Consider the following 24,851-nt stretch of genomic DNA (forward strand, 5'->3'; position numbering starts at 1 on the left):
AGGGCGAAGACCCATACCAAGGCGGGCGCTGCATCGTGCAAACCGATCTGGGCAAGGATATTACTTAGGCATGTCCTGCACATAACAAGAAAGCCCTCACCAGGAGAGCCACATGAAACAGACGCAATACGTGGCACGCGAGCCCGATGCGCATGGTTTTATCGACTACCCGCAGCAAGAGCATGCGGTATGGAACACCCTGATCACCCGCCAGCTGAAAGTGATCGAGGGCCGTGCCTGCCAGGAATACCTCGACGGCATCGACCAGCTCAAACTGCCGCATGACCGTATTCCGCAACTGGGTGAAGTCAACAAGGTGCTGGGCGCCACCACCGGCTGGCAGGTTGCCCGGGTACCGGCTCTGATCCCCTTCCAGACCTTCTTCGAACTGCTGGCCAGCAAGCGCTTCCCGGTCGCCACCTTCATCCGTACCCCGGAAGAGCTGGACTACCTGCAAGAGCCCGATATCTTCCACGAAATCTTCGGCCACTGCCCGCTGCTGACCAACCCGTGGTTCGCTGAATTCACCCACACCTACGGCAAGCTTGGCCTGGCGGCGACCAAGGAACAACGCGTGTACCTGGCGCGCTTGTACTGGATGACCATCGAGTTTGGCCTGATGGAAACCGCGCAGGGTCGCAAGATCTATGGCGGCGGCATCCTCTCGTCGCCGAAAGAGACCGTCTACAGTCTGTCTGGCGAGCCCGAGCATCAGGCTTTCGACCCGATAGAAGCCATGCGGACGCCGTATCGCATCGACATCCTGCAGCCGGTGTATTTCGTGCTGCCGAACATGAAGCGCCTGTTCGACCTGGCCCACGAAGACATCATGGGCATGGTCCACAAAGCCATGCAGCTGGGCCTGCACGCACCGAAATTTCCACCCAAGGTCGCCGCCTGAGCGACCTTGCCGATAACAACTCGCACCGGAAAACACTCATGAACGCCTTGAACCAAGCCCATTGCGAAGCCTGCCGCGCCGACGCGCCAAAAGTCACCGACGAAGAGCTGGCCGAGCTGATTCGCGAAATCCCGGACTGGAACATCGAAGTACGTGACGGCCACATGGAGCTGGAGCGCGTGTTCCTGTTCAAGAACTTCAAGCACGCCCTGGCGTTCACCAACGCCGTAGGCGAAATCGCCGAGGCCGAGGGCCACCACCCGGGGCTGCTGACCGAATGGGGCAAGGTCACCGTGACCTGGTGGAGCCACTCGATCAAAGGCCTGCACCGTAACGACTTCATCATGTGCGCGCGTACTGACAAAGTTGCTGAGACGGCTGAAGGCCGCAAATAACCGCTTGGTAATTGGGGCCGCTCTGCGGCCCTTCGCGGGCTTGCCCGCTCCCACAGAGACCGCGCGATCCTGAGCTTTCGCGATCCCTGTGGGAGCGGGCAAGCCCGCGAAGGGCTGCGAAGCGGCCCCATTTATTATGGGAAAAATGTCCGCTGTTCGCCCGCAAACCCGACAAGCGACCGGTAAAAAATCCAAACTGTCATCCAGACTTGTGTATCCTGCCCGAGCTTTGCGAAGCTTCAACCGCGCCTGGCGCAGACTTTTCACTCACACTTGCGAGGAACGACGAGATGCACGAAATCCCGAATCTTCCCTTCCCAAGCTTGAACCCAGAAGAGCCATCCGTGACCGTTCACGCCGAACCGGCAGCTGCCGTCGAGCAGGATGGTGACGATCAATCCAGCGCTGACCAGGAATAAACCGCGCAACCTCCGACAGTGTGAAAACGGCTGACCTGCGGGTTACCCCCGTCATCACGTTTTCACACTGCCCAGAACCCACGTAGGCCCCCATGCCCGACTCACCGCGCCCCCTTGCGGTCACCCTGCAAGTCGTCTCCATCGTCCTCTTCACCTTCATCGGCTACCTGAACATCGGCATTCCGCTGGCTGTGCTGCCTGGCTATGTGCACAACGACCTGGGCTTCAGCGCCGTGGTTGCAGGCCTTGTGATCAGCGTGCAATACCTGGCCACCCTGCTCAGCCGCCCCACCGCCAGCCGCATCATCGACAACCACGGTAGCAAGAAGGCCGTCATGTATGGCCTGGCCGGCTGCGGGCTTAGCGGGGTGTTCATGCTGGCGTGCGCCTTCCTCACCCACCTGCCCTGGCTGAGCCTGGCCTGCCTGCTGGTTGGCCGCCTGGTGCTGGGCAGCGCCGAAAGCCTGGTGGGGTCGGGGTCGATTGGCTGGGGGATTGGCCGGGTGGGTGCAGAAAACACCGCCAAGGTCATCTCCTGGAACGGCATCGCCAGTTACGGCGCGCTGGCCATCGGCGCTCCGCTGGGCGTGTTGATGGTCAAGAGCCTTGGGCTATGGAGCATGGGCGTGAGCATCATCCTGCTGTGCATCCTTGGCCTGCTGCTGGCCTGGCCGAAGCAGGCAGCGCCCATCGTCAGTGGTGTACGCCTGCCGTTCCTGCGGGTGCTGGGCAAGGTGTTCCCGCATGGCTCGGGGCTGGCGCTGGGTTCGATCGGCTTTGGCACCATCGCCACGTTCATCACCCTGTATTACGCAAGCCGCGGCTGGACCAATGCAGCGCTGACCCTGAGCCTGTTTGGCGCCAGCTTCATCAGTGCGCGACTACTGTTTGGCAACCTGATCAACCGCATTGGCGGGTTCCGGGTGGCGATCGCCTGCCTGTCAGTGGAAACACTGGGGTTGTTGATGCTGTGGCTGGCGCCCAGTGCCGAGTTGGCGTTGGCAGGGGCAGCACTGAGCGGGTTTGGTTTTTCGCTGGTGTTCCCGGCGCTGGGTGTGGAAGCGGTGAACCAGGTGTCAGCGGCCAACCGCGGGGGGGCGGTGGGGGCGTATTCGCTGTTCATCGATTTGTCGCTGGGGGTGACCGGGCCGCTGGTGGGCGCGGTGGCGGCGGGGTTCGGGTTTGCTTCGATGTTTCTGTTTGCGGCGGGGGCGGCGGGTTGTGGGTTGGTGTTGAGCCTGTATCTGTACAGACAGACTCGTCGACATCGAGATCGCGTAACAGAAGGCTGAGTGTTGCGCTGCCTGCGCCGGCCCTTTCGCGGGCAAGCCCACTCCCACAGGAACCGCGTTAGCCATGGCTGACACGACCCCTGTAGGAGCTGGCTTGCCTGCGATGGGCTGCAAAGCAGCCCCCGAGGCCCTCAGGGTCAACGCTGGGCGTACTGCAACACCACTTCAAGCGGGTGGCGCATCTTGCGCTCGGTCATGCGCTTGACCTGGCTACGGCATGAATAACCGGTCGCCAGCGGCTCCCCTTCCTTGTCCAGCTTGGTCGCCCAGCTCTGCTCGAAGATGGTCCGCGAGGTGTCCTGGTTACGCGCCTCGTGCCCATAGGTACCGGACATGCCACAGCAACCGGTCGCCTCGGTCACCAGTTTCAGCCCCAGGCGGGCAAACACCTGCTCCCACTGCTTGGTGCTGGCCGGCACGTTGGTCTTCTCGGTGCAGTGCGCCATCAGGCGGAAATTGCCCGGTGCGGTCGGCGCCTGCTCAGGCAGCACATCCATCAACCATTCCTGCGGCAACAGCACCTTCGGGCAACCGTCCAGCCCCGGAACCTTCTGGTATTCCTGGCGGTACACCAGGGTCATCGCCGGGTCCAGCCCCACCAGCGGCACGCCACAGTCGGCCAAGGCCTTGAGCTGAGTGGCGTTGCGGATCGCCGCCTTGGCGAACGCCCCCAGGAAGCCCTGCACGTGCAGCGGCTTGCCGTTGGCACTGTACGGCGCCAGGTACACCCGGTGGCCCAGGCGGTGGGCCAGGTCGATGAAGGCCGACAGCAGCGGCGTTTCGAAATAGCGGGTGAAGGCGTCCTGCACCAGCACGATGCTGCGCTCGCGCTGGGCTGGGGTCAGTTCGCGCAGGGCTGCCACGCTGGCCACGCCGACACGGCAACGGGTCAGGGTGGCCTGGAAGTTGAAGCGACTGATCAGCGGGCTGTCGACCATGCCGATCTTGCCTGCCAGCAGCTTGCTGACCCACTTCGAACCCATTACCGCGTTGTACAGCCCCGGCGCATGGGCCATGTACGGGATGGTGAACTCCAGCGAGCCGATCAGATAATCACGCAGCGGGCGCTGGTAGCGACCGTGGTACAACTCAAGGAAGCGCGAGCGGAAGTCCGGCACATTGACCTTGATCGGGCACTGCCCGGCGCACGACTTGCACGCCAGGCAACCCGCCATGGCGTCGTACACCTCGTGGGAGAAGTCTTCCTGGCCCTGGGCGCGTGCACGGTTGTTGCGCAGGCGCGCCGGCAGGCCCTTGAGCCACGAAACCTTGTTGCGTGCCGCAGCCAGCACGTCGATGTTCGCCTCGCCCTGCAGGCGCAGCCATTCACGCATCAGCGAAGCACGGCCCTTGGGCGAGTGCTGGCGTTCACGGGTGGCCTTCCACGACGGGCACATGGCGTCGTTGGGGTCGTAGTTGTAGCAGGCACCGTTGCCGTTGCAGTGCACGGCGCTGGGGAAGTCTTGCCACACACGCTCGTCGATGGTGCGGTCGAGGTCACCGCGCAGGGTCACACCATCCACCGGGGTAAGGCCTTCGCGGCTGTCTGGCGGGGTGCAGATCTTGCCTGGGTTGAGCTGGTTGTGCGGGTCGAACGCGCCCTTCAGGCGCTGCAGAGCCGGGTACAGTTCGCCGAAGTACTCGGGCACATACTCCGAGCGCAGGCCTTTGCCGTGCTCGCCCCACAACAGGCCACCGTAGCTTTTGGTCAACGCCGCCACGGCATCGGAAATCGGCTTTACCAGCGCCGCCTGCGCCGGGTCTTTCATGTCCAGCGCCGGGCGCACGTGCAGCACGCCGGCGTCGACATGGCCGAACATGCCATAAGCCAGGCCGTAGCCATCGAGCAAGGCACGGAAGTCGGCAATGTAGTCGGCCAGTTGCTCCGGCGGTACAGCCGTGTCTTCCACGAACGGCTGCGGGCGCACTTCACCCTCGACGTTGCCCAGCAGGCCCACCGAGCGCTTGCGCATGACATAGACGCGGGTAACCGCCTCGGCGCCTTCAGCCAGGGTATGCCCCAGGCGCTCGACGCTGGCGTCCGATTGCAAATGTTCGACAAAGGCCTGCACCCGGGCATTGACCTCGGCCGGCTCGTCGCCGCAGAACTCCACCAGGTTGATGCCCAGGGTCGGGCGCTCGGGGTCAGCCGGGAAATACTCGGCCACGCTGTGCCAGACGATGTCCTTCATGGCCAGCATCAGCACCTTGGAGTCCACTGTCTCGATCGACAGCGGCTTGTGCGCCATCAGCGCGTTGGCGTCACGCAGGGCATCCATGAAGCTGGTGTAGCGCACGTTGACCAGCACCGCGTACTTGGGAATCGGCAGCACGTTGAGCTTGGCTTCGACCACATAACCCAGCGAGCCTTCGGCACCGCACAACACGCTGTTGAGGTTGAAGCGGCCCTGCTCGTCACGCAGGTGCGCCAGGTCGTAGCCGGTCAGGCAGCGGTTGAGCTTGGGGAATGTGGTTTCGATCAGTTCGGCCTGGTTTTCCTGAATGTCACGCGCCATGCGGTACACCTCGCCGACCCGGCCGGGGGCGGCGCAGGCCTGCTCCAGCGCGGCATCGTCGATCGGCAGGCTGTGCAGGCGCTCGCCACCCAGCAGCACGCTGTGCAGTTCCAGCACGTGGTCGCGGGTTTTGCCATAGGTGCAGCTGCCCTGGCCGCTGGCGTCGGTGTTGATCATGCCGCCGACGGTGGCGCGGTTGGAGGTGGACAACTCAGGGGCAAAGAACAGACCGTGCGGCTTGAGCGCGGCATTGAGCTGGTCCTTCACCGTACCAGCCTGCACCCGCACCCAACGCTCCTCGACATTGATTTCGAGAATCTTGTTCATGTGCCGCGACAGGTCGACGACGATACCGTCGGTGAGCGACTGGCCGTTGGTGCCGGTGCCGCCACCGCGCGGGGTCAGCTTGACCTCCTGGAAGCGCGCCTCGCCCATCAGCGTGGCAACCCGCGCCACATCGTCGGCGTCCAGCGGGAACACCGCCGCCTGTGGCAAGCGCTGATAGATCGAGTTGTCGGTGGCCAGCACCGTGCGGGTGCCGTAGTCGGCACTGATCTGGCCACGGAAGCCGCTGTTGCGCAGGGCTTCGAGGAATTCAGGGTAGTTGGCGCTCGGCGCAAGGGTCGACAGCTGGGCGATCATCGAAGGATGGCCTCTTGATATTGGCTAGTTCACGGGATTCCTGTCGCTCCCGCATGGGTGTTGCCATGCGGGGATGACGTATAGGCCAATGTTCCTGTAGTTTTGCTTCAGGGGCAAACGGATAATCCTGCCGCTATCAATGACTTTTATGAATGAATTACCGCCACCTGACACCGTCCATGTCGCTGCTGCTGGCCTTCGAGGCCGCCGCCCGGCATGAAAGCTACACCCGCGCCGCTGCCGAACTGTCGCTGACCCAGAGCGCGGTCAGCCGCCAGGTACAGGCGCTGGAACAGCAACTGGGCCTGACCCTGTTCCGCCGTGAGGGCCGCCAGGTACAGCTGACCGATGTCGGCCGCCTGTACCAGCGCGAACTCAGCGAGGCACTGGGGCGTATCCGCAGCGCCACCCTGCAGGCCCTGGCCTACCAGTCAGGGGTGGGCACCTTGCGCCTGGCCACCCTGCCCACGTTTGGCTCCAAATGGTTGTTGCCGCGCCTGCATGCGTTCTATAGCGCCCACCCGGGCATGTTGGTGCACATTCATTCACGCATTGAAGCCATCAACTTCGACACCAGTGAGATCGACGCCGCCATCGGCGTGGCCAGCCACGACCTGCCGGGGCTGATCTGCCATCGCCTGCATGCCGAAGAACTGGTGGTGATCCTGCCAACGGAAGCCGGTGCGGATAGCCAAGGCTGGAACCCGGCAAGGATCAGTGAAGAGGTGCTGTTGAATGTGGCCAATAACCCGCACGCCTGGGGCGAGTGGTTCTCGCACCATGGCCTGCCGCACCGGTCCATGCGCCTGGGGCCGAGCTTTGAGCTGACTTCGCACCTGATTCAGGCGGTGCGGGCCGGGATTGGTATCGGGCTGGTGCCACGCATTCTGGTGGAGGAGGAGTTGGCCAAGGGTGAGCTGTACAGCCCCGGGGTGGCGTTTGCCAGCCAGCGCAGTTATTACCTGATCTACCCGCCCAGGAATGAGGCCTTGCCTTCGTTGCGGGCATTCAGGGGGTGGTTGCTGGAGCAGATCTGAATTTTTGCCTGTGCCGGCCTCTTCGCGGGCACGCCCGCTCCCACAGAGAAATCACTGGGCCTGAGGCAGCGTTAAACCTGTGGGAGCGGGCGCGCCCGCGAAGAGGCCGGCGCACCAACAAAAAACCCGAAGCCAGTCACCTGTCTTCGGGTTTCTTCATGCTGCTTCAAGTAACTTACTTGGCTACGTGCCCCGCAGCCCCACCGGCATTCACCCGGCGACGCGGCTTGACCATGTAGACCACAAACATGCCGAACAGCCACACTGGCATTACATAAACCGAAACCTGAATGTCCGGGATCATCAGCATGATGCCAAGGATCAGCACCACGAAGGCAAGCACCACATAGTTACCGTAGGGGTACCACAGCGCCTTGAACAGCGGCTTCTGGCCGGTGCGGTCCAGGTGCTGGCGGAACTTCAGGTGCGAGTAGCTGATCATCGCCCAGTTGATCACCAGGGTCGCCACTACCAGCGACATCAGCAGCTCAAGGGCGTTCTGCGGCATCAGGTAGTTGAGCAGCACGGCAACAAAGGTAAAGGCAGCCGAGACCAGGATCGAACGCACTGGTACGCCACGTTTGTCGACCTTGGCCAGCGACGCCGGGGCATCGCCCTGCTCGGCCATGCCCAGCAACATGCGGGCGTTGCAGTAGGTGCCACTGTTGTACACCGACAGCGCGGCAGTCAGGACCACGAAGTTCAGCAGGTGGGCAGCAACGTCACTGCCCAGCAGCGAGAACACCTGCACGAACGGGCTGCTGCCATAGCTGCCACCCGAGGCATCGATGCTGGCGACCAGGTTGTCCCATGGCGTCAACGACAGCAATACCACCAAGGCACCCACGTAGAAGATCAGGATGCGCCAGATGACCTGGTTGATCGCCTTGGGGATCACGCTCTTCGGCTTGTCGGCCTCGGCAGCGGTGAAGCCAAGCATTTCCAGGCCGCCGAAGGAGAACATGATGAACGCCAGGGCCATCACCAGCCCGCTGACACCGTTAGGGAAGAAGCCGCCATGCGACCACAGGTTGGCGATGGTGGCGTCCGGGCCGCCGCTGCCGCTGGTGAGCAGGTAGGCACCCAGGCCGATCATGCTGACGATGGCGACGACCTTGATGATGGCAAACCAGAATTCGGCCTCACCGAAGAACTTCACGTTCATCAGGTTGATGGCGTTGATCAGCACGAAGAACGCTGCCGCCGTGACCCAGGTAGGGATCTCCGGCCACCAGTAGTGGACATACTTGCCAACTGCAGAAAGCTCCGACATGCCCACCAGGATGTACAGCACCCAGCAGTTCCAGCCCGACAGGAAGCCGGCGAAACCGCCCCAGTAGGTGTGGGCAAAGTGGCTGAACGAGCCGGCCACCGGCTCTTCGACAATCATTTCGCCAAGCTGGCGCATGATCATGAAGGCGATGAAGCCGCAGATGGCGTAGCCAAGGATCATCGACGGGCCAGCGGATTTCATCACGCCTGCCGAGCCGAGGAACAGGCCGGTACCAATCGCACCGCCGAGGGCGATCAACTGGATGTGGCGGTTCTTCAGGCCCCGCTTGAGCTCGCCTGAATGCATGTTTTGTCCACTCATGAACGAAGTCACCTGCATTGTTTTTATCTGTGACGGAATCGGACCCACCGCGCTCGTGGCGCAGCGGAATGGGCAAGGTGGTTACCTTGGGTTCCTGACCTCAGGTGCCGCCGGGGCGGGTCAACCGGGCGTGATCAAGAGTGCGCTGTACGCATAAGGGGTCACAGGTAAAACGCGGCGCATTGTATACCTCAGCGCGCAGGCGTCAACGCGCCGCACCGTTTCCGAGGAAAAAGCGCAGCGGTCCTGTGGTGCAGGGCCTTGAAAGGCGAAGTGATCGGCGTACATGGCGCCTCCATTTGTTGTTTTGTCAGCCAGGCTCTGTGGACGGGCTCTTGCGCACGGCAATGGCGGCTATAACACCGTGTAGACGGGGGTTTGGGCAAGGGTGGGTGACGCAGGGGCGGCTGGTTTTGCACATCGGCGACGGCAAGGTTTGTTTACACGATTCGGTCAAATCTGGAATCAGGGCTGAAATAGCCCGACTTTGTATAATTTTCTTTACAGGCCGGTTCAAGAACTTGCCAGTCGTCCGAAAAATTCTTTTTGTTCAATACCTTGGGGCCGCTTTGCGGCCCATCGCGACGCAAGGCCGCTCCCACAAGGGGCGCCATGCACCGTCGTTTGTGGGAGCGGCCTTGTGTCGCGATGGGCTGCGCAGCAGCCCCAAATTCTTACAGGCATAAAAAAACCAGTCCGAAGACTGGTTTCTCGTTACCGCCCAGGCCAATCAGCCACGCGGCTTGCCGCGGCCGCGACCTGCCGGCTTGTCACCATCGGGCTTGCCCGGGCGCTTGCGCATCTCGCTCGGGCGCTCGGCCACCGTGCTGCCACGGGTGTTCTTGCGCGGGGCCTCTTCACGTGGCTGACGCGCAGGGCGTTCACCGCCAGCGGCACCTTCGTGCGCCGGGCGCAGGTTGCGGACGCGCTCGCCACGGCCCAATGGGCGGGTCGACTTGCGCTGCAGGCGCTCCATCTTGTCCTTGGCCTTGAGCTTCATGGCAGGCAGCGCTACCGGCTGCAGCCCCACTTCAGCGGCCAGGATGTCGATTTCGCCCTGGCTCATTTCACGCCAGCGGCCCATAGGCAGGTCGGAGTTGAGGAACACCGGACCAAAACGCACGCGCTTCAGGCGGCTGACCACCATGCCCTGCGATTCCCACAGGCGACGTACTTCACGGTTACGGCCTTCCATCACCACACAGTGGTACCAGTGGTTGAAGCCTTCGCCACCTGGCGCCTTCTGGATGTCGGTGAACTTGGCCGGGCCGTCTTCCAGCATCACGCCGGCTTTCAGGCGCTCGATCATCTCGTCGTCGACTTCACCACGCACACGTACCGCATACTCACGGTCCATCTCGTAGGACGGGTGCATCAGGCGGTTGGCCAGCTCACCGTCTGTGGTGAACAGCAGCAGGCCAGTGGTGTTGATGTCGAGGCGACCAATGTTGATCCAGCGACCTTCTTTTGGCCGTGGCAGGCGGTCGAACACGGTCGGGCGGCCTTCCGGATCGTCACGGGTGCAGATTTCACCATCGGGCTTGTTGTACATGATCACCCGGCGAGTGGCCTCGGCGGCCTCTTCGCGCTTGATCAGCTTGCCGTCTACGGCGATTGCATCATGCAGGTCGACACGTTGGCCGAGGGTGGCCTCGACGCCGTTGACCTTGATGCGGCCCTGGCTGATCCAGGCCTCGACGTCACGGCGCGAGCCCACGCCAATGCGTGCCAGCACTTTCTGCAGCTTTTCGCCGGATGGAGGGGTGATTTCGGTATCTTGCAGGTCTTGCTCACTCATCTGGGCACCTCCCGGTGTAGGAATGAAAAAGGGGTTTCTGGCGACACAAGCGCCAAAAGGCCGCGCATCATACGCGGTTCGGCGGGGGAACGCACTGGAGATTAGAGGGTTTTGTGGGCATTGCCGGGGGTTTCTGCCTAATGGTGATGGGTTGGCTGTACCGGCCCTTTCGCGGGCACGCCCGCTCCCACAGCTACCGCGCCAACCTCGGGACCTGTGGGAGCGGGCGTGCCCGCGAAGAGGCCGGCACAGGCACCCGCAAAGTCAGGGCTGCAACTTGCCCTCTTCTTCCTCAGGAGCCTCAGGCTCTTCTTCACGCAAATCATCAAAATCAGTCTTCAGGCCCTCTTCCATGGCATCCAGCTCCACCAACAGGCTACGGAAGCTGGTTTCCTCCTTCGGCTCCGCAAGTTCCTCCTCCTCCCCAATGCTGGCATCGGCCAATGCCTGCAAGTGCGCCGGTACCGGCGCGTCATCCGGATCGAGCAGCGGCTCCGGCTCCATTTCGCGCAGCTCGGCCAAGGCAGGCAACTCATCCAGGCTCTTGAGGTTGAAGTGGTCGAGAAACGCCTTGGTGGTAGCAAACATCGCCGGCCGCCCGGGCACCTCGCGGTAGCCCACCACGCGGATCCACTCACGCTCCATCATGGTCTTGATGATGTTGCTGTTCACCGCCACACCCCGCACATCCTCGATCTCGCCACGGGTAATGGGCTGGCGATAGGCGATCAGGGCCAAGGTTTCGAGCAATGCGCGCGAATAACGTTGCGGGCGCTCTTCCCACAGGCGCCCGACCCAGGGCGCATAGTCTTCGCGGATCTGCAGACGGTAGCCGCTTGCCACTTCCTTGAGTTCGAAAGCACGGCCGCTGCACGACTTGCCCAGTACCTCAAGGGCCTTCTTGAACACGCCGGGCTCGGGGCGCTCGGCCTCTTCGAGCAGCTCGTACAGGCGCTCCAGGGATTGCGGTTTGCCCGAAGCCAGCAAAAAAGCTTCGATCAGCGACGCCAGGTCGCGGGGGTCATTCAGGTTCATCAGGTTCTTCAACAAGCGCTGGGCGAAGCCGCACATGAATGGCGGCGAAAGGTTCATTCTGCACCAGTTCGATCAGCGATTCCTTCACCAGCTCGAGAATCGCCATGAAGGTCACCACCACCCCCAGCTTGCCCTCTTCGGCGGCAAACAGCTCGACGAACGGCACAAAAGCGCCGCCCTTGAGGCGCTCCAGCACCTGGCTCATGCGCTCGCGCGTAGACAACGTTTCACGGCTGATCTGGTGGCTTTCGAACAGGTCGTTGCGGCGCATCACCTCGGCCATGGACATCAACAGCTCTTCCAGGCTTACCTGCGGCAACAACTTGCGCACCTTGGCCTGCGGCGCTTCCAGGCGTGGCACCACGACGTCGCGGCCCACCCGCGGCAGTTCGTCGATACCCTCGGCAGCCGCCTTGAAGCGCTCGTACTCCTGCAGGCGGCGGATCAGTTCGGCCCGCGGGTCGCCCTCCTCCTCCTCGACATCGGCCGAACGTGGCAGCAGCATGCGCGACTTGATCTCGGCGAGCATGGCGGCCATCACCAGGTATTCGGCGGCCAGCTCCAGGCGCACGCTTTTCATCAGCTCCACGTAGCCCATGTACTGGCGGGTAATTTCTGCCACGGGGATGTCGAGGATGTCGATGTTCTGCTTGCGAATCAGGTACAGCAACAGGTCCAGCGGGCCCTCGAAGGCTTCGAGGATGACCTCCAGGGCGTCTGGCGGGATGTAGAGGTCCAGCGGCAGCTCGGTCACGGCTTCGCCATAGACCAGGGCCAGTTGCAGCTGCCTGGGCAAGTCCACTGGTTCAGCCGGCGCCTCGGGTGTTTCTACCTGGCTCACGCGTTGACCATGAACGGCGTGGGGTCGCCGCAGCCTGCGCGGATCAGTTCCGGCTCGTCGCCCGACAGGTCGATGATGGTCGACGCCTTGAGGTCGCCAAAACCGCCATCGATCACCAGGTCGACGTGATGCTCCAGGCGCTCACGGATCTCGTAGGGGTCAGTCATCGGCTCGCTGTCGCCCGGCAGAATCAGGCTCACGCTCATCAGCGGTTCGTCCAGCTCGGCCAGCAAAGCCCGGGTAATGGCATGGTCTGGCACACGCAGCCCGATGGTGCGGCGCTTGTCGTGCAGCAGCAGGCGCGGCACTTCACGCGTGCCGTTGAGAATGAACGTATAGGGCCCCGGCACATGCGCCTTGAGCAGGCGGAAGGTGCCGGTGTCGACCTTGGCGTACAGCCCCAGTTGCGACATGTCACAGCACATCAGGGTGAAGTTGTGCGTCTTGTCCAGCCCACGCAGGCGCCGCACCCGTTCGATGGCCGTCTTGTCACCCATCTGGCAACCCAGCGCGTAGGCCGAATCCGTCGGATACACCACCACCCCACCTTTGCGGATGATCTCCACGGCCTGCTTTATCAGGCGCGCCTGTGGGTTCTCCGGATGAATCTGGAAAAATTGGCTCACGTAGTCGTCCTGTTCATAGCGCCAAAGGCTGTTCATGGCTGAATCGACGCCACAGAGGTGGCAGGTCCTCGGGCAAAGGCCGGTAGGCACCGATCTCGCCCCAGGTGCCGGGGCCGTGGAAGTCACTGCCAGCGCTTGCCAGCAGGCCGAACTCACGGGTAAGGATGGACATCGTGCCCACCTGCTCGGCCGGCATCATCCCGTTGACCACTTCAAGTGCCTGCCCGCCTGCCTGAATATAGTCGGCAATCAGCCGTCTGCGCTTGCTGCGGGTCAGGTCGTAGTGCATGGGATGCGCCAGGCTCACCCACGCTTTGGACTGGCGCAGGGTGGCGACAGTTTCGTCGAGGGTCGGCCAGTGCTGCTTGACGTCGCCCAGCTTGCCGGCGCCCAGCCACTTGCGAAACGCCTCGCCACGGTCCTTGACGTGCCCGGCGCGCACCAGGTACTCGGCAAAATGCGGGCGCGCCGGGGCATTGCCGCTGTCGCCCAGTTCGTGCTGCACGGCACGGGCACCTTCGAGCGTGCCGGGCATGCCCTTGGCCGCCAGCCGTTTGTCGATTTCTTCGGCGCGCAGCCAGCGCCCCCGGTGCAGCGCCTCGATGGCCGCCAGCAAAGGTGGTGCGTCGAGGGGGAAGTCATAGCCCAGCACGTGGATGGTCGCGCCACCCCAGGTGCATGACATTTCCACCCCGCTAACCCAGCGCATGCCCCGCTCAATGCAGGCCTGGCGTGCTTCAGGCAGGCCTTCGATGGTGTCATGGTCGGTCAGTGCCAGCGTTTGCACCCCGTGCTCATGGGCCCGGGCAACCAGTACCGAAGGCGACAGGGCGCCGTCGGAGGCCGTGCTGTGACAGTGCAGATCAACATTCATGGAGGAGCGCTTTCGCTGGAATCGATGTTTGTTATTATGCCGTCACATCCCGATTCTGGCTGCCATTGTGAAACAATTCATCGATTTCATCCCGCTGCTACTGTTCTTCATCGTCTACAAGCTGGACCCGCGCCCCCTGGAAGTCGCCGGCCACAGCTTTGAATTCGGCGGCATCTACAGCGCCACGGCCATGCTGATCATCAGCTCGCTGGTGGTGTACGGCGCGTTGTTCCTGCGCCAGCGCAAGCTGGAAAAGGGCCAGTGGCTGACCCTGGTAGCCTGCCTGGTGTTCGGCGGCCTGACGCTGACGTTCCATAGCGAAACCTTCCTGAAGTGGAAGGCACCGGTGGTGAACTGGCTGTTCGCGTTGGGCTTTGCCGGCAGCCACTTCATTGGTGACCGGGTGCTGATCAAGCGCATCATGGGCCATGCCCTGAGCCTGCCCGATGCCATCTGGGCACGCCTGAACGTCGCCTGGATCGCCTTCTTCCTGTTCTGCGGTGCGGCCAACCTGTTCGTCGCCTTCACCTTCCAGGACTTCTGGGTGGACTTCAAGGTGTTCGGCAGCCTGGGCATGACCGTGATCTTCCTGGTGGCGCAAGGCGTGTACCTGTCGCGCCACCTGCACGACGACCCTTCTACCTCCAAACCCAAGGATTGACATGCTCTACGCCATCATCGCCAGCGACGTCGCAAACTCCCTGGAAAAACGCCTGGCTGCCCGCCCAGCGCACATCGAACGCCTGCAACAGTTGAAGGCCGAAGGCCGCGTGGTACTGGCCGGCCCACACCCGGCCATCGACAGCAACGACCCGGGCGAGGCGGGTTTCAGCGGTAGCCTGATCGTTGCCGAGTTCGAATCGCTGGCTGCGGCGCAAGCCTGGGCCGATGCCGACCCGTACATTGCTGCGGGCGTTTACGACAAGGTCGTGGTCAAGCCGTTCAAGCAAGTACTGCCTTGATCCAGAACCGCGTCGTCTGCTTCGCGGGCTTGCCCGCTCCCACAGGTACAGCACAAGCCTGGGACTCTGTGCGGTCCCTGTGGGAGCGGGCAAGCCCGCGAAGAAGCTGACGCGGTGCTGGCAGTTATACGGTTGCCATCAGTCTGCGGTATCTTTGCCACTGGCGGGCTGAATAGCCGCTGTCATTGGTTGAATTGAGTGAGTCATGAGCGAGCTGTTACTGATTGATGATGACCAGGAGCTGTGCGAGCTGCTCGGCAGCTGGCTGACACAGGAAGGGTTCACCGTACGTGCCTGCCACGATGGCCAGAGCGCACGCCAGGCCCTGGCCGAGCACGCCCCGTCAGCGGTGGTACTGGACGTGATGCTGCCCGATGGCAGTGGCCTGGAACTGCTCAAGCAATTGCGCAGCGAGCATGCCGAACTGCCGGTGCTGATGCTCTCTGCCCGTGGCGAACCGCTGGACCGCATCCTCGGCCTGGAACTGGGCGCTGACGACTACCTGGCCAAACCCTGCGACCCGCGTGAACTCACCGCCCGCCTGCGCGCCGTACTGCGCCGCAGCCACCCTACCGCCACCACCAGCCAGGTGGAACTGGGCGACCTGGTGTACAGCCCTGCCCGTGGCGTGGCCAGCATCGATGGCCGTGAAATGACTCTGACCCTGTCCGAAAGCCGCATTCTCGAAGCGCTGCTGCGCCAACCTGGCGAGCCGCTGGACAAGCAGGAACTGGCGCAGATCGGCCTGGGCCGCAAACTGACCCTGTACGACCGCAGCCTGGACATGCATGTCAGCAACCTGCGCAAGAAGATCGGCCCGCATGCCGATGGCCGGCCACGCATCGTGGCGCTGCGCAGCCGGGGCTATTACTACTGCCTGTGACATCGCCGGGGCCGCTTCGCAGCCCATCGCCGGCAAGCCAGCTCCCACAGGACTGTGCAAGCCTCAGGCCCTTTGATAACTCTGTGGGAGCTGGCTTGCCGGCGATGGGGCGCGCAGCGGCCCTGGTTCATCTTTACCGAGCCTTTACCATCCCCTGACTGCGCTTGACGGTGATCTCCCTAGACTGTGCTCATCCGGTAACCACCGGCCTATGAAAGGAGAGACACCATGCGCAAGACCCTTATCGCCCTGATGTTCGCCGCCGCCCTGCCGACCGTGGCCATGGCCATGCCTGACGGCGGCCCGCGTCACGACGGCCCGCATCATCGCGGTGATGCGCCTTTCCACCAGCTGGACCTGAGCCGCGACCAGCGCCAGCAGATCGGCAAGCTGATGGGCGAGCAGATGCAGCAGCGCCGCGACATCACCGAGCGCTACCTGTCCAAGCTGCCGGCCGCCGACCAGAAGGCCATGAAGGACGAACTGCAAGCCAGCCGTACCAAAACCGACACCGCAGTGCGCAACCTACTCAAGCCTGAGCAGCAGAAGAAGTTCGACGAACTGCAAAAAGAACGCGCTGCCAAGAAAGCCGAGTGGCAGGAGTTCCAGGCCTGGAAAGCTGAAAAAGGCAACAAGGCCCAGTAAGCTGTCCGCCCAATGCCCGGCCCGCATCACTGCGGGCCGGGCTTTTCCCGTTTAGGAGGTGCACTTGCGTTCACTGTTCTGGCGCATCCTGGCCAGCTTCTGGCTGGCCATTACCTTGGTCGCAGGCCTGTCGATCCTGTTGGGCCACATGCTCAACCAGGACGCCTGGATCCTCAGCCGCCACCCGGGCCTGAATACCCTGGCCAGCAAGTGGGCCAAACATTATGAGCAGGAAGGCCTGGATTCGGCCCAGCATTTCCTGGAGCGGCGCAAGGACCGCTACAAGATCGACGTGCAAGTGCTCGACGACAGTGGCGAGGCCGTGGTGCCGGGCACCTTCCCGCGCCGTGCGGCAGCCTTCGAGGCACGCCAGCACAATGACCAGCGGCGCCTGCCGTGGCGCAGGCTGACCGAGGAATACACCAGCCCTGACACGGGCGATACCTACCTGTTGATCTACCGCATACCGCACCCGGCACTGGATGCCTGGCACCGCGAAAGCCTGATGTGGCCGCTCAGTGCATTGGGCATTGCGCTGGTGGTGCTGACCTTGTTCAGCCTGCTGGTGACCCTGTCCATTACCCGCCCGCTAAGCCGCCTGCGTAGCGCGGTGCATGACCTGGGCCAGAGCACCTACCAGCAGAACAGCCTGGCCCGGCTGGCCGCGCGGCGCGACGAATTTGGCGTGCTGGCCAAGGACTTCAACAAGATGGGCGCACGCCTGCAAAGCACCATCGGCAGCCAGCGCCAATTGCTGCGCGATGTGTCCCATGAGCTGCGCTCGCCGCTGGCCAGGCTGCGTATCGCACTGGCCCTGGCCGAGCGGGCCGGGCCCGAGCAGCGGGAAACCCTGTGGCCGCGCCTGACCCGCGAGTGTGACCGCCTGGAAGACCTGATCAGCGAAATCCTCGCCCTGGCCCGGGTGGATGCGGAACAGGCCCATGCCGAACCCGTCGACCTCAACGCCCTGCTCGGCAGCGTGCGCAAGGACGCCTTGCTCAGCGCGCCTGAGCAGGATGTGCGCCTTGAAGCGCAGCCTGGGTTGACCTTGCAGGGTTGGCCAACGCTGATCGAGCGTGCCGTGGACAACCTGCTGCGCAACGCCTTGCGCTTCAATCCGGTCGGGCAGCCGGTCGAGGTCAGCGCCGTACGTGAGCAGGCACGGATCGTGATCAGCGTGCGCGACCATGGGCCGGGGGCGGCGCCGGAGCATCTGGCACAGTTGGGCGAGCCGTTCTTCCGCGCGCCGGGGCAGGAAGCGCCGGGGCATGGGCTGGGGCTGGCGATTGCACGCAAGGCGGCGGAGCGCCATGGTGGGAGCCTGATTCTGGACAATCATCCACAGGGTGGGTTTGTGGCCAGGCTGGAGTTGCCTGTGGCTGAGGCTGCTGGCAGTTGAAGTGATGTCAAAGCCACTGGCCCTTTCGCGGGCACGCCCGCTCCCACAGGTACCGTGCAATGCCTGAAATGTGCACAGTACCTGTGGGAGCGGGCGTGCCCGCGAAAGGGCCAGAGGCCTTGATACAGCAATCAGCCCAAGGCAGCGTTACTCGCCCCAGCCACTCACGAAGTCGGCAGTTTCCAGAATCGGCGCCGTACGCGGCTCGTTCAGCGGCGTGCCGACATACAGGTAGCCGATCAACTCCTCGTTCTCGGCCAACCCCAGCCCCTTGTGCACATGGGCATCAAACGCCATGTCCCCGGTACGCCACACCGCACCGATACCTTGCGCATGCGCGGCAATCAGGATGCCATGCGCCGCACAGCCCGCCGCCAGGCGCTGCTCGGACTTGGGCACCTTGAAGTGGTCTTGCAGCCTGGCGATAACAACGATCAGCAACGGCGCCCGCAACGGCATGGCACGCGCCTTGTCCAGCGCTGCCTGGCTGGCATCGCCCTTCTTGTCCACGGCTTCGGCAAACAGCTCGCCCAGCTTCTCAAGGCCCTGGCCCTCGATGGTGAGGAAGCGCCATGGCCGCAGCTGGCCATGGTCCGGAGCGCGCAATGCGGCCTGGAACAGCGCCTCGCGCTGGGCGGCATTGGGTGCCGGGGCGGTCAGGCGTGGCACGGAAACACGGTTGAGCAATGCGTCGAGAGCCTCCATCGGCTACCCTCCTGGCAGGTGAATGTGCGGCCATTCTCAAGCTGCAAGCCATAAGCTGCAAGCTTCAAGCAGAAGCAAGCCAGCGCACGCAGGCTTTTCTTGCAGCTTGTAGCTCGCGGCTTGCAGCTGACCACCCCATAGGTAGAATGGCGCCCTTCCGTTTCGAGTCAGAGCAGATCACATGGCGTTGCCGACCTTAAGGATCATTGGTTTCATCATCGGCATCTTCCTGATTACCCTCGCCGTCAGCATGGCCGTGCCCATGGCGACGCTGGTGATTTTCCAGCGCACCGGCGACATGCCGTCATTCCTCTGGTCAAGCCTGATCACCTTTATCGCCGGCCTGGCCCTGGTGGTACAGGGGCGCCCCGAACATGTGCACCTGCGCCCGCGCGACATGTACCTGCTGACGGTCAGCAGCTGGCTGGTGGTGTGCGTGTTCGCCGCCCTGCCGTTCCTGCTCACCCAGCACATCAGCTACACCGACGCGTTCTTCGAAAGCATGTCGGGCATCACCGCCACCGGCGCCACCGTGCTCAGCGGGCTCGACAGCATGTCGCCGGGCATTCTCATGTGGCGCTCGATGTTGCACTGGCTTGGCGGTATCGGCTTCATCGCCATGGCGGTGGCGATCCTGCCGTTGCTGCGCATCGGTGGCATGCGCCTGTTCCAGACCGAGTCGTCCGACCGTTCGGAAAAGGTCATGCCGCGCTCGCACATGGTCGCAAAATCGATCGTGGGGGTGTACGTGGGCTTCTCGATCCTTGGCTCGCTGGCCTTCTGGTGGGCAGGCATGAGCCCGTTCGATGCCATCAACCACGCCATGTCGGCCATCTCGACTGGCGGTTTCTCCACCTCTGACCAGTCGTTGGCCAAATGGGATATCCCGGCCGTTCACTGGGTTGCTGTGGTGGTCATGATCATGGGCAGCCTGCCGTTCACCCTCTACGTAGCGACCTTGCGTGGCAACCGCAAGGCACTGATCCGCGACCAGCAGGTGCAGGGTTTGCTGGGCATGTTGCTGGTTACCTGGCTGGTGCTGGGCACCTGGTACTGGTACAGCACCAACCTGCACTGGCTCGATGCCTTGCGCCATGTGGCACTCAACGTAACCTCGGTGGTCACCACCACCGGTTTCGCCCTGGGCGACTACAGCCTGTGGGGCAACTTCTCGCTGATGCTGTTCTTCTACCTGGGCTTCGTTGGCGGCTGCTCCGGTTCGACGGCAGGCGGTATCAAGATTTTCCGCTTCCAGGTGGCCTACATCCTGCTCAAGGCCAGCCTTAACCAGCTGATCCACCCGCGCGCGGTGATCAAGCAGAAATACAACGGCCACCGCCTCGACGAAGACATCGTGCGTTCGATTCTGACGTTCTCGTTCTTCTTCGCCATCACCATCTGCGTCATGGCCCTGCTGCTGTCGTTGCTGGGCGTGGACTGGATGACCGCCTTGACCGGCGCTGCCGGCACGGTTTCGGGCGTAGGCCCAGGCCTTGGCGAAGTAATTGGCCCGTCGGGCAACTATGCCACGCTGCCAGACGCGGCCAAGTGGATCCTGGCGGCCGGGATGCTGCTTGGCCGCCTGGAAATCATCACGGTGTTGGTGCTGTGTATGCCGGCGTTCTGGCGTCACTGACGCCTTCGGCCTCCGCGCCGATGCGGGCACGGTACTCGCTGGGCGTGGAATCGAACCAGCGACGGAAGGCCCGGAAGAAGTTACTGGGGTCGGCAAAGCCCAGCAGGTAGGCCGTTTCCAACAGGGTCATGCCGGGCTGGGCCAGGTACTGCTCGGCCAGTTCGCGACGGGTGTCGTCGAGCAAGGTCTGGAAGCTGGTGCCCTCCTCCTGCAGGCGGCGCTGCAAGGTCCGCTGCGACAAATGCAGGGCCTGGGCCAGGGTTTCGCGCTTGGGCTCACCCTGCGGCAGGATGCGGCACAACACCTGGCGCACACGGTGGGTCACCCGGCTTTCGGAAAAGCGTGCCAGGTACTCCCCGGCAAAACGGTCGTGCAGCACCGCCATGGCCTCGTTGGCGGTCGGCAGCGGCGCCTCCATGTCGGCCCGTTCGAACACCAGCGCATCATGCGGCGCGCCAAACACCAAGGGTGAATGGAACGCGACCTTGTACGGCTCGATATCCTTTGGCTGCGGCCCCTGCACCAGCACCCGGCGCGGTTGCACCGGCCGGCCGCTGAGCCATTTGCACAGCGCCAGGGCACAGGCCAGCGATGCCTCGGCACTGTGCCGGGTTGGCGGCAGATGGTCGCCGTGCACGGTCAGGATCAGCGAGTAGCCCTCGGAGCCAAGGATAAAGCTGAGGTCGGAGCTTTCAGCGATGATCCGCTGGAAACGCACCAGGCGCTCGAAGCCCTCGGCCAAAGTGCGGCTGGACATCAGCGCGTAGCCCACCACATGGAACGACGCCGGGCGTACCACGCGGGCCATGTTCAGGCCGATGGCCTCATTGCCCGACAATTCGACCGCCAGCTGCCAGAGCCGGGTCATGGAGTCTTGCGGGAAGCGTGCATCAGGGTCGTCGAGGGCGGCAAAATCCAGCCCCAGCTGCTTGAACATGGCCCGGCAGTCCAGCCCTTCCAGTTCGAGTGCCTTCACAATCCCTGATGCCCAACTGGCTGACGTGGTTCTTTCGCTCATGACAGGCTTCTTCTATCGACCGCTCCTGCGGTGAACCCCAAGGATACTCATTTGGCGCCTATTGTCACTGATAGGCTCCGTGAGTCACTCTAGACTCGAATCAGGCTCCACGCCGTGCATCTCGTCCAGAAGTATTAATCCCGGAGCACTGCCATGAACCGCACAGCGCAGTTTCGCAGTTTTGCCGAGTTCTATCCGTATTACTTGGGGGAGCACAGCAACCCCACCTGCCGCCGCCTGCACTTCGTCGGCACCAGCCTGGTGATTGCGCTGCTGGCCTATACCATTGGCAGTGGCAAATGGTTGCTGTTGCTGGCCGTGCCGCTGTTCGGCTACGGCTTCGCCTGGGTCGGGCATTTCTTTTTCGAGAAAAACCGACCGGCGACCTTTACCTACCCTTTGTACAGCCTTGCCGGTGATTTCGTGATGTTCCGCGACATCCTGCTAGGCAAAGTCAGGCTGTAAGGATTTTGGGGCCGCTTTGCGGCCCATCGCGACGCAAGGCCGCTCCCACATAAGAGCTGCGGTTTGCCTGTAGGAGCGGCCTTGCGTCGCGATGGGCTGCAAAGCAGCCCCATGGCCATAGAACCTTACGCCATTTCTTGCACCGCCGCCGCTGCAGCCTGAGCCTCGGCCAGCCGATACAGCTCGATGCTGCCATCCCAATGCTCGATCAGCGCCGTGCACGACTCCACCCAATCGCCGCAATTGAGGTACTCCACCTCCCCTACCTTGCGGATCTCGGCATGGTGGATATGCCCGCACACCACCCCATTGAAGCCACGCCGGGTACATTCGTGGGCAATGGCATCCTCGAAGTCACTGATGAAGTTCACTGCCCCCTTGACCTTGTGCTTCAGGTACGCCGACAGCGACCAGTAGCCATAGCCGTAACGCGCCCGCCAGTGGTTGAGCCAGCGGTTCAGCACCAAGGTGAACTCATAGGCGCGGTCACCGAGAAACGCCAGCCAGCGGTGGTAACGGGTGATCACATCGAACTGGTCACCATGGATCACCAGCAGGCGCCGGCCATCGGCAGTCAAGTGCTCGGCCTCATCCACCAGCTGGATGTTGCCCAGGATCAGCCGGGAGTAGCGGCGCAGGAATTCGTCATGGTTTCCTGTGACATAGATCACCTCGGTACCGCGCTTGCTCATGGTCAGCAGCCGGCGAATCACGTTGGTGTGGGCCTGCGGCCAATAGATCCCGCCGCGCAGCTTCCAGCCATCGATGATGTCGCCGACCAGGTACACGCGGTCGGCCTGGTAGCCCTTGAGGAACTGCGAAAGGTGTTCGGCCTGACAGTCACGGGTACCCAGGTGTACATCGGAGATCCACAGGGTACGCACGCGTTGCTTGCGCGAGGGACGGGACAGTTCGGCATGGGTCATGAGCAGGCTCCGGCGCAGTTTGCTGGAGACTGGCAGGCGTAAGTGACAGCGCCGTGGCAAAACGGTGACGAGTGATGGTGTGCAACGAATGAGGCACAATGGGCTTCTGCCCTGCGAGGACTCCCCATGACCGCCGGCCCGATACTCTCGCTGCGTCATTACCGCGACAGCCTGATCGCCCACAGCCACGAACACCCGCAACTGGTGTTCGGCCTGCGCGGCCGCCTGGAGTTCGAGGTGCAGGGGCAAGGCACCGGCATTGATCGGCAGGGGCTGGTGGTGGTGCCGGCGGGTGCGCATCATACCTGCGCCAGCGATGGCGGCAGCCATTGCCTGGTGCTCGATGTGCCTGGGGAGCAATGGTTGCACGAGCAGTTGGGCGAGCACGCCGATGCCAGCCGCCGCCTGCTCGACCGCCCCGCCGCGCTGGGCCTGGACCACCGCCAACAGCAGTTGGTGGATTGGCTGGCCGCCAGCCCCATGCACGACCCGCTGATTGCACGGCAGGGCGCAGCGCTGCTGCTGGCCAGTCTCAATCCCACTGCTGCAGCCAGCGTTACTGCCAGCCGGCGCCTGCCCTATCCCGCCTTCGATGCGCATATCGAGCAACACGCTGCCTACCCGCTGCAGGTGGCCGATCTGGCGCGGCTGGCCGGGCTGTCCAGTGCCCGGTTGCATGCGCGCTTTACTGCAGAGTGCGGGATGACGCCTATGGACTACATTCGCCAGCGGCGCTTGCTCAAGGCGCGGCGGCTGGTGACCCAGACCTTGTTGCCGATGGGTGAGATTGCCGCGCAGGTGGGGTACAGCTCGCAGAGTGCGTTTTCGGCGGCGATGTTGCGGGCGTTTGGCTGTACGCCGTTGGCCTTGCGGCGAGAGCCTGGCGACAACTGACAGCAGGCTTGCGACAGAACGGGTTTGCCTGAACCTATACACTTTGCCTGTACCGGCCCTTTCGCGGGCTTGCCCGCTCCCACAAGGCTTGTGCAGTACCTGTGGGAGCGGGCAAGCCCGCGAAGAGGCCGGCACAGCCAGTAGAGATCTTGAGCAAGGACCCACCATGAACCACCGCACCGCCCTCGGCGCCCTGCACATTGGCGCGCTGTTCTTCGGCCTGACCGGCGTCTTCGGCAAACTGGCCGCCAGCGCCAGCCCGGCAATCATCGTGTTCGGCCGCGCTGCCTTCGCCGTATTGGCCCTGGCCCTGTTCGCCAGCTTCGCTGGCCCTGGCTGGCAACGCCTCAGCGGCCAGGACATCCGCCGCCTGCTGCTCGGCGGGGTACTGCTGGCCGGCCACTGGGTCAGTTTCTTCATCGCCGTCAAGGTCGGCGGCGTGGCCATCGCCACCCTCGGTTTCGCCAGCTTCCCTGCCTTCACCGTCATCCTCGAAGGCCTGTTGTTCCGTGAACGCATCCGCCGCAACGAGGCCGTGCTGGTACTGCTGGTCAGTATTGGCCTGATACTGGTCACGCCCGCCTTCGACCTGGCCAGCGAGGCCACCGGCGGCCTGCTGTGGGCATTGCTGTCGGGGCTGCTGTTCTCGTTGCTGTCGCTCACCAACCGCGCCGGCTCCGGGCGCTTGCCTGCGGTACAGGCAGCGCTGTGGCAGAACCTGGTGGTAGGCCTGTGCCTGTTGCCGTTCGCAGCCCCGGGCCTGGCCGGCGTAGCGACCACGGACTGGCTGTGGATTGCCCTGCTCGGCATCTTCTGCACCGGTGTGGCGCACAGCCTTTTTGTCGCCAGCCTGGCCGTGATCAAGGCGCGCACCGCCGCGGTGGTATTCGGCATGGAGCCGGTCTACGGCATTGCCGTAGCCTGGGTGGTGTTTGCCGAAACGCCCACCCTGCGCATGCTGTTGGGTGGTGCGCTGATCATCTTCGCCATCGTGCTGTCCAGCCGCCTGGCCGCCGAGCAGCCGCCCAGGCAGCCACTGGCCGAGGGCACCTGATCAGCGATCGTTGTGGCCAAGGTCGCGCTGCGGGTCGATCTGGTCGCGCACCCGCTGCTTTAGCACCTTGGCCTCGGGGAAGCCGCCGTCGGCCTTGCGCTCCCAGATCTGCACGCCATTGCAACTGATGCGGAAAATACCGCCAGTGCCCGGCTCCAGGGCTACCCGGCCAAGGTCGTCGCTGAAGGTGCTGAGCAGTTCCTGGGCCAGCCAGGCGGCACGCAGCAGCCATTGGCACTGGGTGCAATAGGTGATGACGATTTCCGGCTTGCTGTTGGCCATGTGAAGCATCTC

Annotated in this window: 24 protein-coding genes; 13 read left to right on the forward strand and 11 right to left on the reverse strand. The window is 63.3% G+C overall.

The features are described from left to right. The first annotated feature begins 112 nt into the window (after positions 1–112). From phhA to ACIQUI_RS12290, 3 genes are all read left to right on the forward strand, one after another. Positions 113–901 (forward strand): phenylalanine 4-monooxygenase, encoded by a 789-nt coding sequence (gene phhA, locus ACIQUI_RS12280; protein WP_400742857.1) that lies wholly within the window; start codon positions 113–115, stop codon positions 899–901. A 38-nt stretch (positions 902–939) separates the two neighbouring features. Further along, the gene (locus ACIQUI_RS12285; RefSeq protein ID WP_003254532.1) at positions 940–1,296 is read left to right on the forward strand and encodes a 4a-hydroxytetrahydrobiopterin dehydratase; all 357 of its coding nucleotides are present in this window, start codon (positions 940–942) and stop codon (positions 1,294–1,296) included. Positions 1,297–1,807: 511 nt separating this feature from the next. Further along, positions 1,808–3,007: an MFS transporter gene (locus ACIQUI_RS12290; protein ID WP_403198628.1), complete on the forward strand. Its 1,200-nt coding sequence runs from the start codon at positions 1,808–1,810 to the stop codon at positions 3,005–3,007. A 137-nt stretch (positions 3,008–3,144) separates the two neighbouring features. Here the strand turns inward: ACIQUI_RS12290 and ACIQUI_RS12295 are convergent, their stop codons facing one another. Next, positions 3,145–6,165, reverse strand: a complete 3,021-nt coding sequence (locus ACIQUI_RS12295; protein ID WP_403198631.1) for an FAD-binding and (Fe-S)-binding domain-containing protein — start codon at positions 6,163–6,165, stop codon at positions 3,145–3,147. A 152-nt stretch (positions 6,166–6,317) separates the two neighbouring features. Between ACIQUI_RS12295 and ACIQUI_RS12300 the strand changes: the two genes are divergently transcribed. After that, entirely contained in the window at positions 6,318–7,202 is an 885-nt protein-coding gene (locus ACIQUI_RS12300; RefSeq protein ID WP_403198634.1) for a LysR substrate-binding domain-containing protein, read from the forward strand. Positions 7,203–7,377: 175 nt separating this feature from the next. Here the strand turns inward: ACIQUI_RS12300 and ACIQUI_RS12305 are convergent, their stop codons facing one another. From ACIQUI_RS12305 to ACIQUI_RS12330, 6 genes are all read right to left on the reverse strand, one after another. Beyond that, positions 7,378–8,796: an amino acid permease gene (locus ACIQUI_RS12305; protein ID WP_403198637.1), complete on the reverse strand. Its 1,419-nt coding sequence runs from the start codon at positions 8,794–8,796 to the stop codon at positions 7,378–7,380. A gap of 730 nt (positions 8,797–9,526) precedes the next feature. Continuing rightward, positions 9,527–10,594, reverse strand: coding sequence for a 23S rRNA pseudouridine(2605) synthase RluB (rluB, locus tag ACIQUI_RS12310; protein WP_391125390.1), 1,068 nt, complete (start codon positions 10,592–10,594; stop codon positions 9,527–9,529). 264 nt (positions 10,595–10,858) lie between these two features. After that, a complete protein-coding gene (gene scpB / locus ACIQUI_RS12315) occupies positions 10,859–11,629 on the reverse strand; it encodes an SMC-Scp complex subunit ScpB (RefSeq protein ID WP_403198641.1) in 771 nt (256 codons plus the stop codon). Next, the gene (locus ACIQUI_RS12320) at positions 11,616–12,341 is read right to left on the reverse strand and encodes a segregation and condensation protein A (protein ID WP_403198837.1); all 726 of its coding nucleotides are present in this window, start codon (positions 12,339–12,341) and stop codon (positions 11,616–11,618) included. Before ACIQUI_RS12320 ends, scpB begins: the two co-directional genes overlap by 14 nt. Before the next feature lie 125 nt (positions 12,342–12,466). Continuing rightward, positions 12,467–13,096, reverse strand: coding sequence for an L-threonylcarbamoyladenylate synthase (locus tag ACIQUI_RS12325; RefSeq protein ID WP_403198840.1), 630 nt, complete (start codon positions 13,094–13,096; stop codon positions 12,467–12,469). A 13-nt stretch (positions 13,097–13,109) separates the two neighbouring features. After that, positions 13,110–13,970 (reverse strand): PHP domain-containing protein, encoded by an 861-nt coding sequence (locus ACIQUI_RS12330; RefSeq protein WP_284354061.1) that lies wholly within the window; start codon positions 13,968–13,970, stop codon positions 13,110–13,112. A 67-nt stretch (positions 13,971–14,037) separates the two neighbouring features. On the opposite strand from ACIQUI_RS12330, the gene ACIQUI_RS12335 reads away from it, so the two are divergent. From ACIQUI_RS12335 to ACIQUI_RS12355, 5 genes are all read left to right on the forward strand, one after another. Next, positions 14,038–14,631 (forward strand): septation protein A, encoded by a 594-nt coding sequence (locus tag ACIQUI_RS12335; RefSeq protein ID WP_391125384.1) that lies wholly within the window; start codon positions 14,038–14,040, stop codon positions 14,629–14,631. Position 14,632: 1 nt separating this feature from the next. Further along, positions 14,633–14,932: a YciI family protein gene (locus tag ACIQUI_RS12340; protein WP_012273585.1), complete on the forward strand. Its 300-nt coding sequence runs from the start codon at positions 14,633–14,635 to the stop codon at positions 14,930–14,932. Positions 14,933–15,137: 205 nt separating this feature from the next. Then, positions 15,138–15,815, forward strand: a complete 678-nt coding sequence (locus ACIQUI_RS12345) for a response regulator transcription factor (protein ID WP_403198643.1) — start codon at positions 15,138–15,140, stop codon at positions 15,813–15,815. Positions 15,816–16,043: 228 nt separating this feature from the next. Next, on the forward strand, positions 16,044–16,460 hold the full coding sequence (locus tag ACIQUI_RS12350) for a Spy/CpxP family protein refolding chaperone (RefSeq protein WP_403198646.1): 417 nt from the start codon (positions 16,044–16,046) through the stop codon (positions 16,458–16,460). Between the two features lie 58 nt (positions 16,461–16,518). Then, entirely contained in the window at positions 16,519–17,859 is a 1,341-nt protein-coding gene (locus ACIQUI_RS12355; protein ID WP_403198649.1) for an ATP-binding protein, read from the forward strand. 147 nt (positions 17,860–18,006) lie between these two features. On the opposite strand, the gene ACIQUI_RS12360 is transcribed toward ACIQUI_RS12355, so the two are convergent. Then, positions 18,007–18,564, reverse strand: a complete 558-nt coding sequence (locus ACIQUI_RS12360; protein WP_403198651.1) for a nitroreductase family protein — start codon at positions 18,562–18,564, stop codon at positions 18,007–18,009. A 181-nt stretch (positions 18,565–18,745) separates the two neighbouring features. Here ACIQUI_RS12360 and ACIQUI_RS12365 point away from each other — a divergent pair, with 181 nt between their 5' ends. After that, a complete protein-coding gene (locus tag ACIQUI_RS12365) occupies positions 18,746–20,200 on the forward strand; it encodes a potassium transporter TrkG (RefSeq protein ID WP_391125369.1) in 1,455 nt (484 codons plus the stop codon). On the opposite strand, the gene ACIQUI_RS12370 is transcribed toward ACIQUI_RS12365, so the two are convergent. Next, on the reverse strand, positions 20,157–21,218 hold the full coding sequence (locus tag ACIQUI_RS12370; RefSeq protein ID WP_403198654.1) for an AraC family transcriptional regulator: 1,062 nt from the start codon (positions 21,216–21,218) through the stop codon (positions 20,157–20,159). The genes ACIQUI_RS12365 and ACIQUI_RS12370 overlap by 44 nt on opposite strands. Before the next feature lie 153 nt (positions 21,219–21,371). Between ACIQUI_RS12370 and ACIQUI_RS12375 the strand changes: the two genes are divergently transcribed. After that, positions 21,372–21,683, forward strand: a complete 312-nt coding sequence (locus ACIQUI_RS12375) for an Mpo1-like protein (protein WP_391125365.1) — start codon at positions 21,372–21,374, stop codon at positions 21,681–21,683. 125 nt (positions 21,684–21,808) lie between these two features. Here ACIQUI_RS12375 and ACIQUI_RS12380 read toward each other — a convergent pair whose 3' ends face one another. Beyond that, complete coding sequence (locus tag ACIQUI_RS12380) at positions 21,809–22,609, reverse strand: UDP-2,3-diacylglucosamine diphosphatase (protein WP_403198657.1); 801 nt, start codon at positions 22,607–22,609, stop codon at positions 21,809–21,811. Positions 22,610–22,735: 126 nt separating this feature from the next. Between ACIQUI_RS12380 and ACIQUI_RS12385 the strand changes: the two genes are divergently transcribed. Together ACIQUI_RS12385 and ACIQUI_RS12390 are read left to right on the forward strand one after the other, a co-directional pair. Next, the gene (locus ACIQUI_RS12385) at positions 22,736–23,503 is read left to right on the forward strand and encodes an AraC family transcriptional regulator (protein WP_403198660.1); all 768 of its coding nucleotides are present in this window, start codon (positions 22,736–22,738) and stop codon (positions 23,501–23,503) included. Positions 23,504–23,669: 166 nt separating this feature from the next. Further along, complete coding sequence (locus ACIQUI_RS12390; protein WP_403198663.1) at positions 23,670–24,557, forward strand: DMT family transporter; 888 nt, start codon at positions 23,670–23,672, stop codon at positions 24,555–24,557. Here the strand turns inward: ACIQUI_RS12390 and ACIQUI_RS12395 are convergent, their stop codons facing one another. Beyond that, positions 24,558–24,839, reverse strand: a complete 282-nt coding sequence (locus ACIQUI_RS12395) for a SelT/SelW/SelH family protein (RefSeq protein ID WP_403198665.1) — start codon at positions 24,837–24,839, stop codon at positions 24,558–24,560. Positions 24,840–24,851 lie beyond the last annotated feature (12 nt).

The sequence above is a fragment of the Pseudomonas sp. NPDC090592 genome, from assembly GCF_044769185.1.
GTDB lineage: Bacteria > Pseudomonadota > Gammaproteobacteria > Pseudomonadales > Pseudomonadaceae > Aquipseudomonas.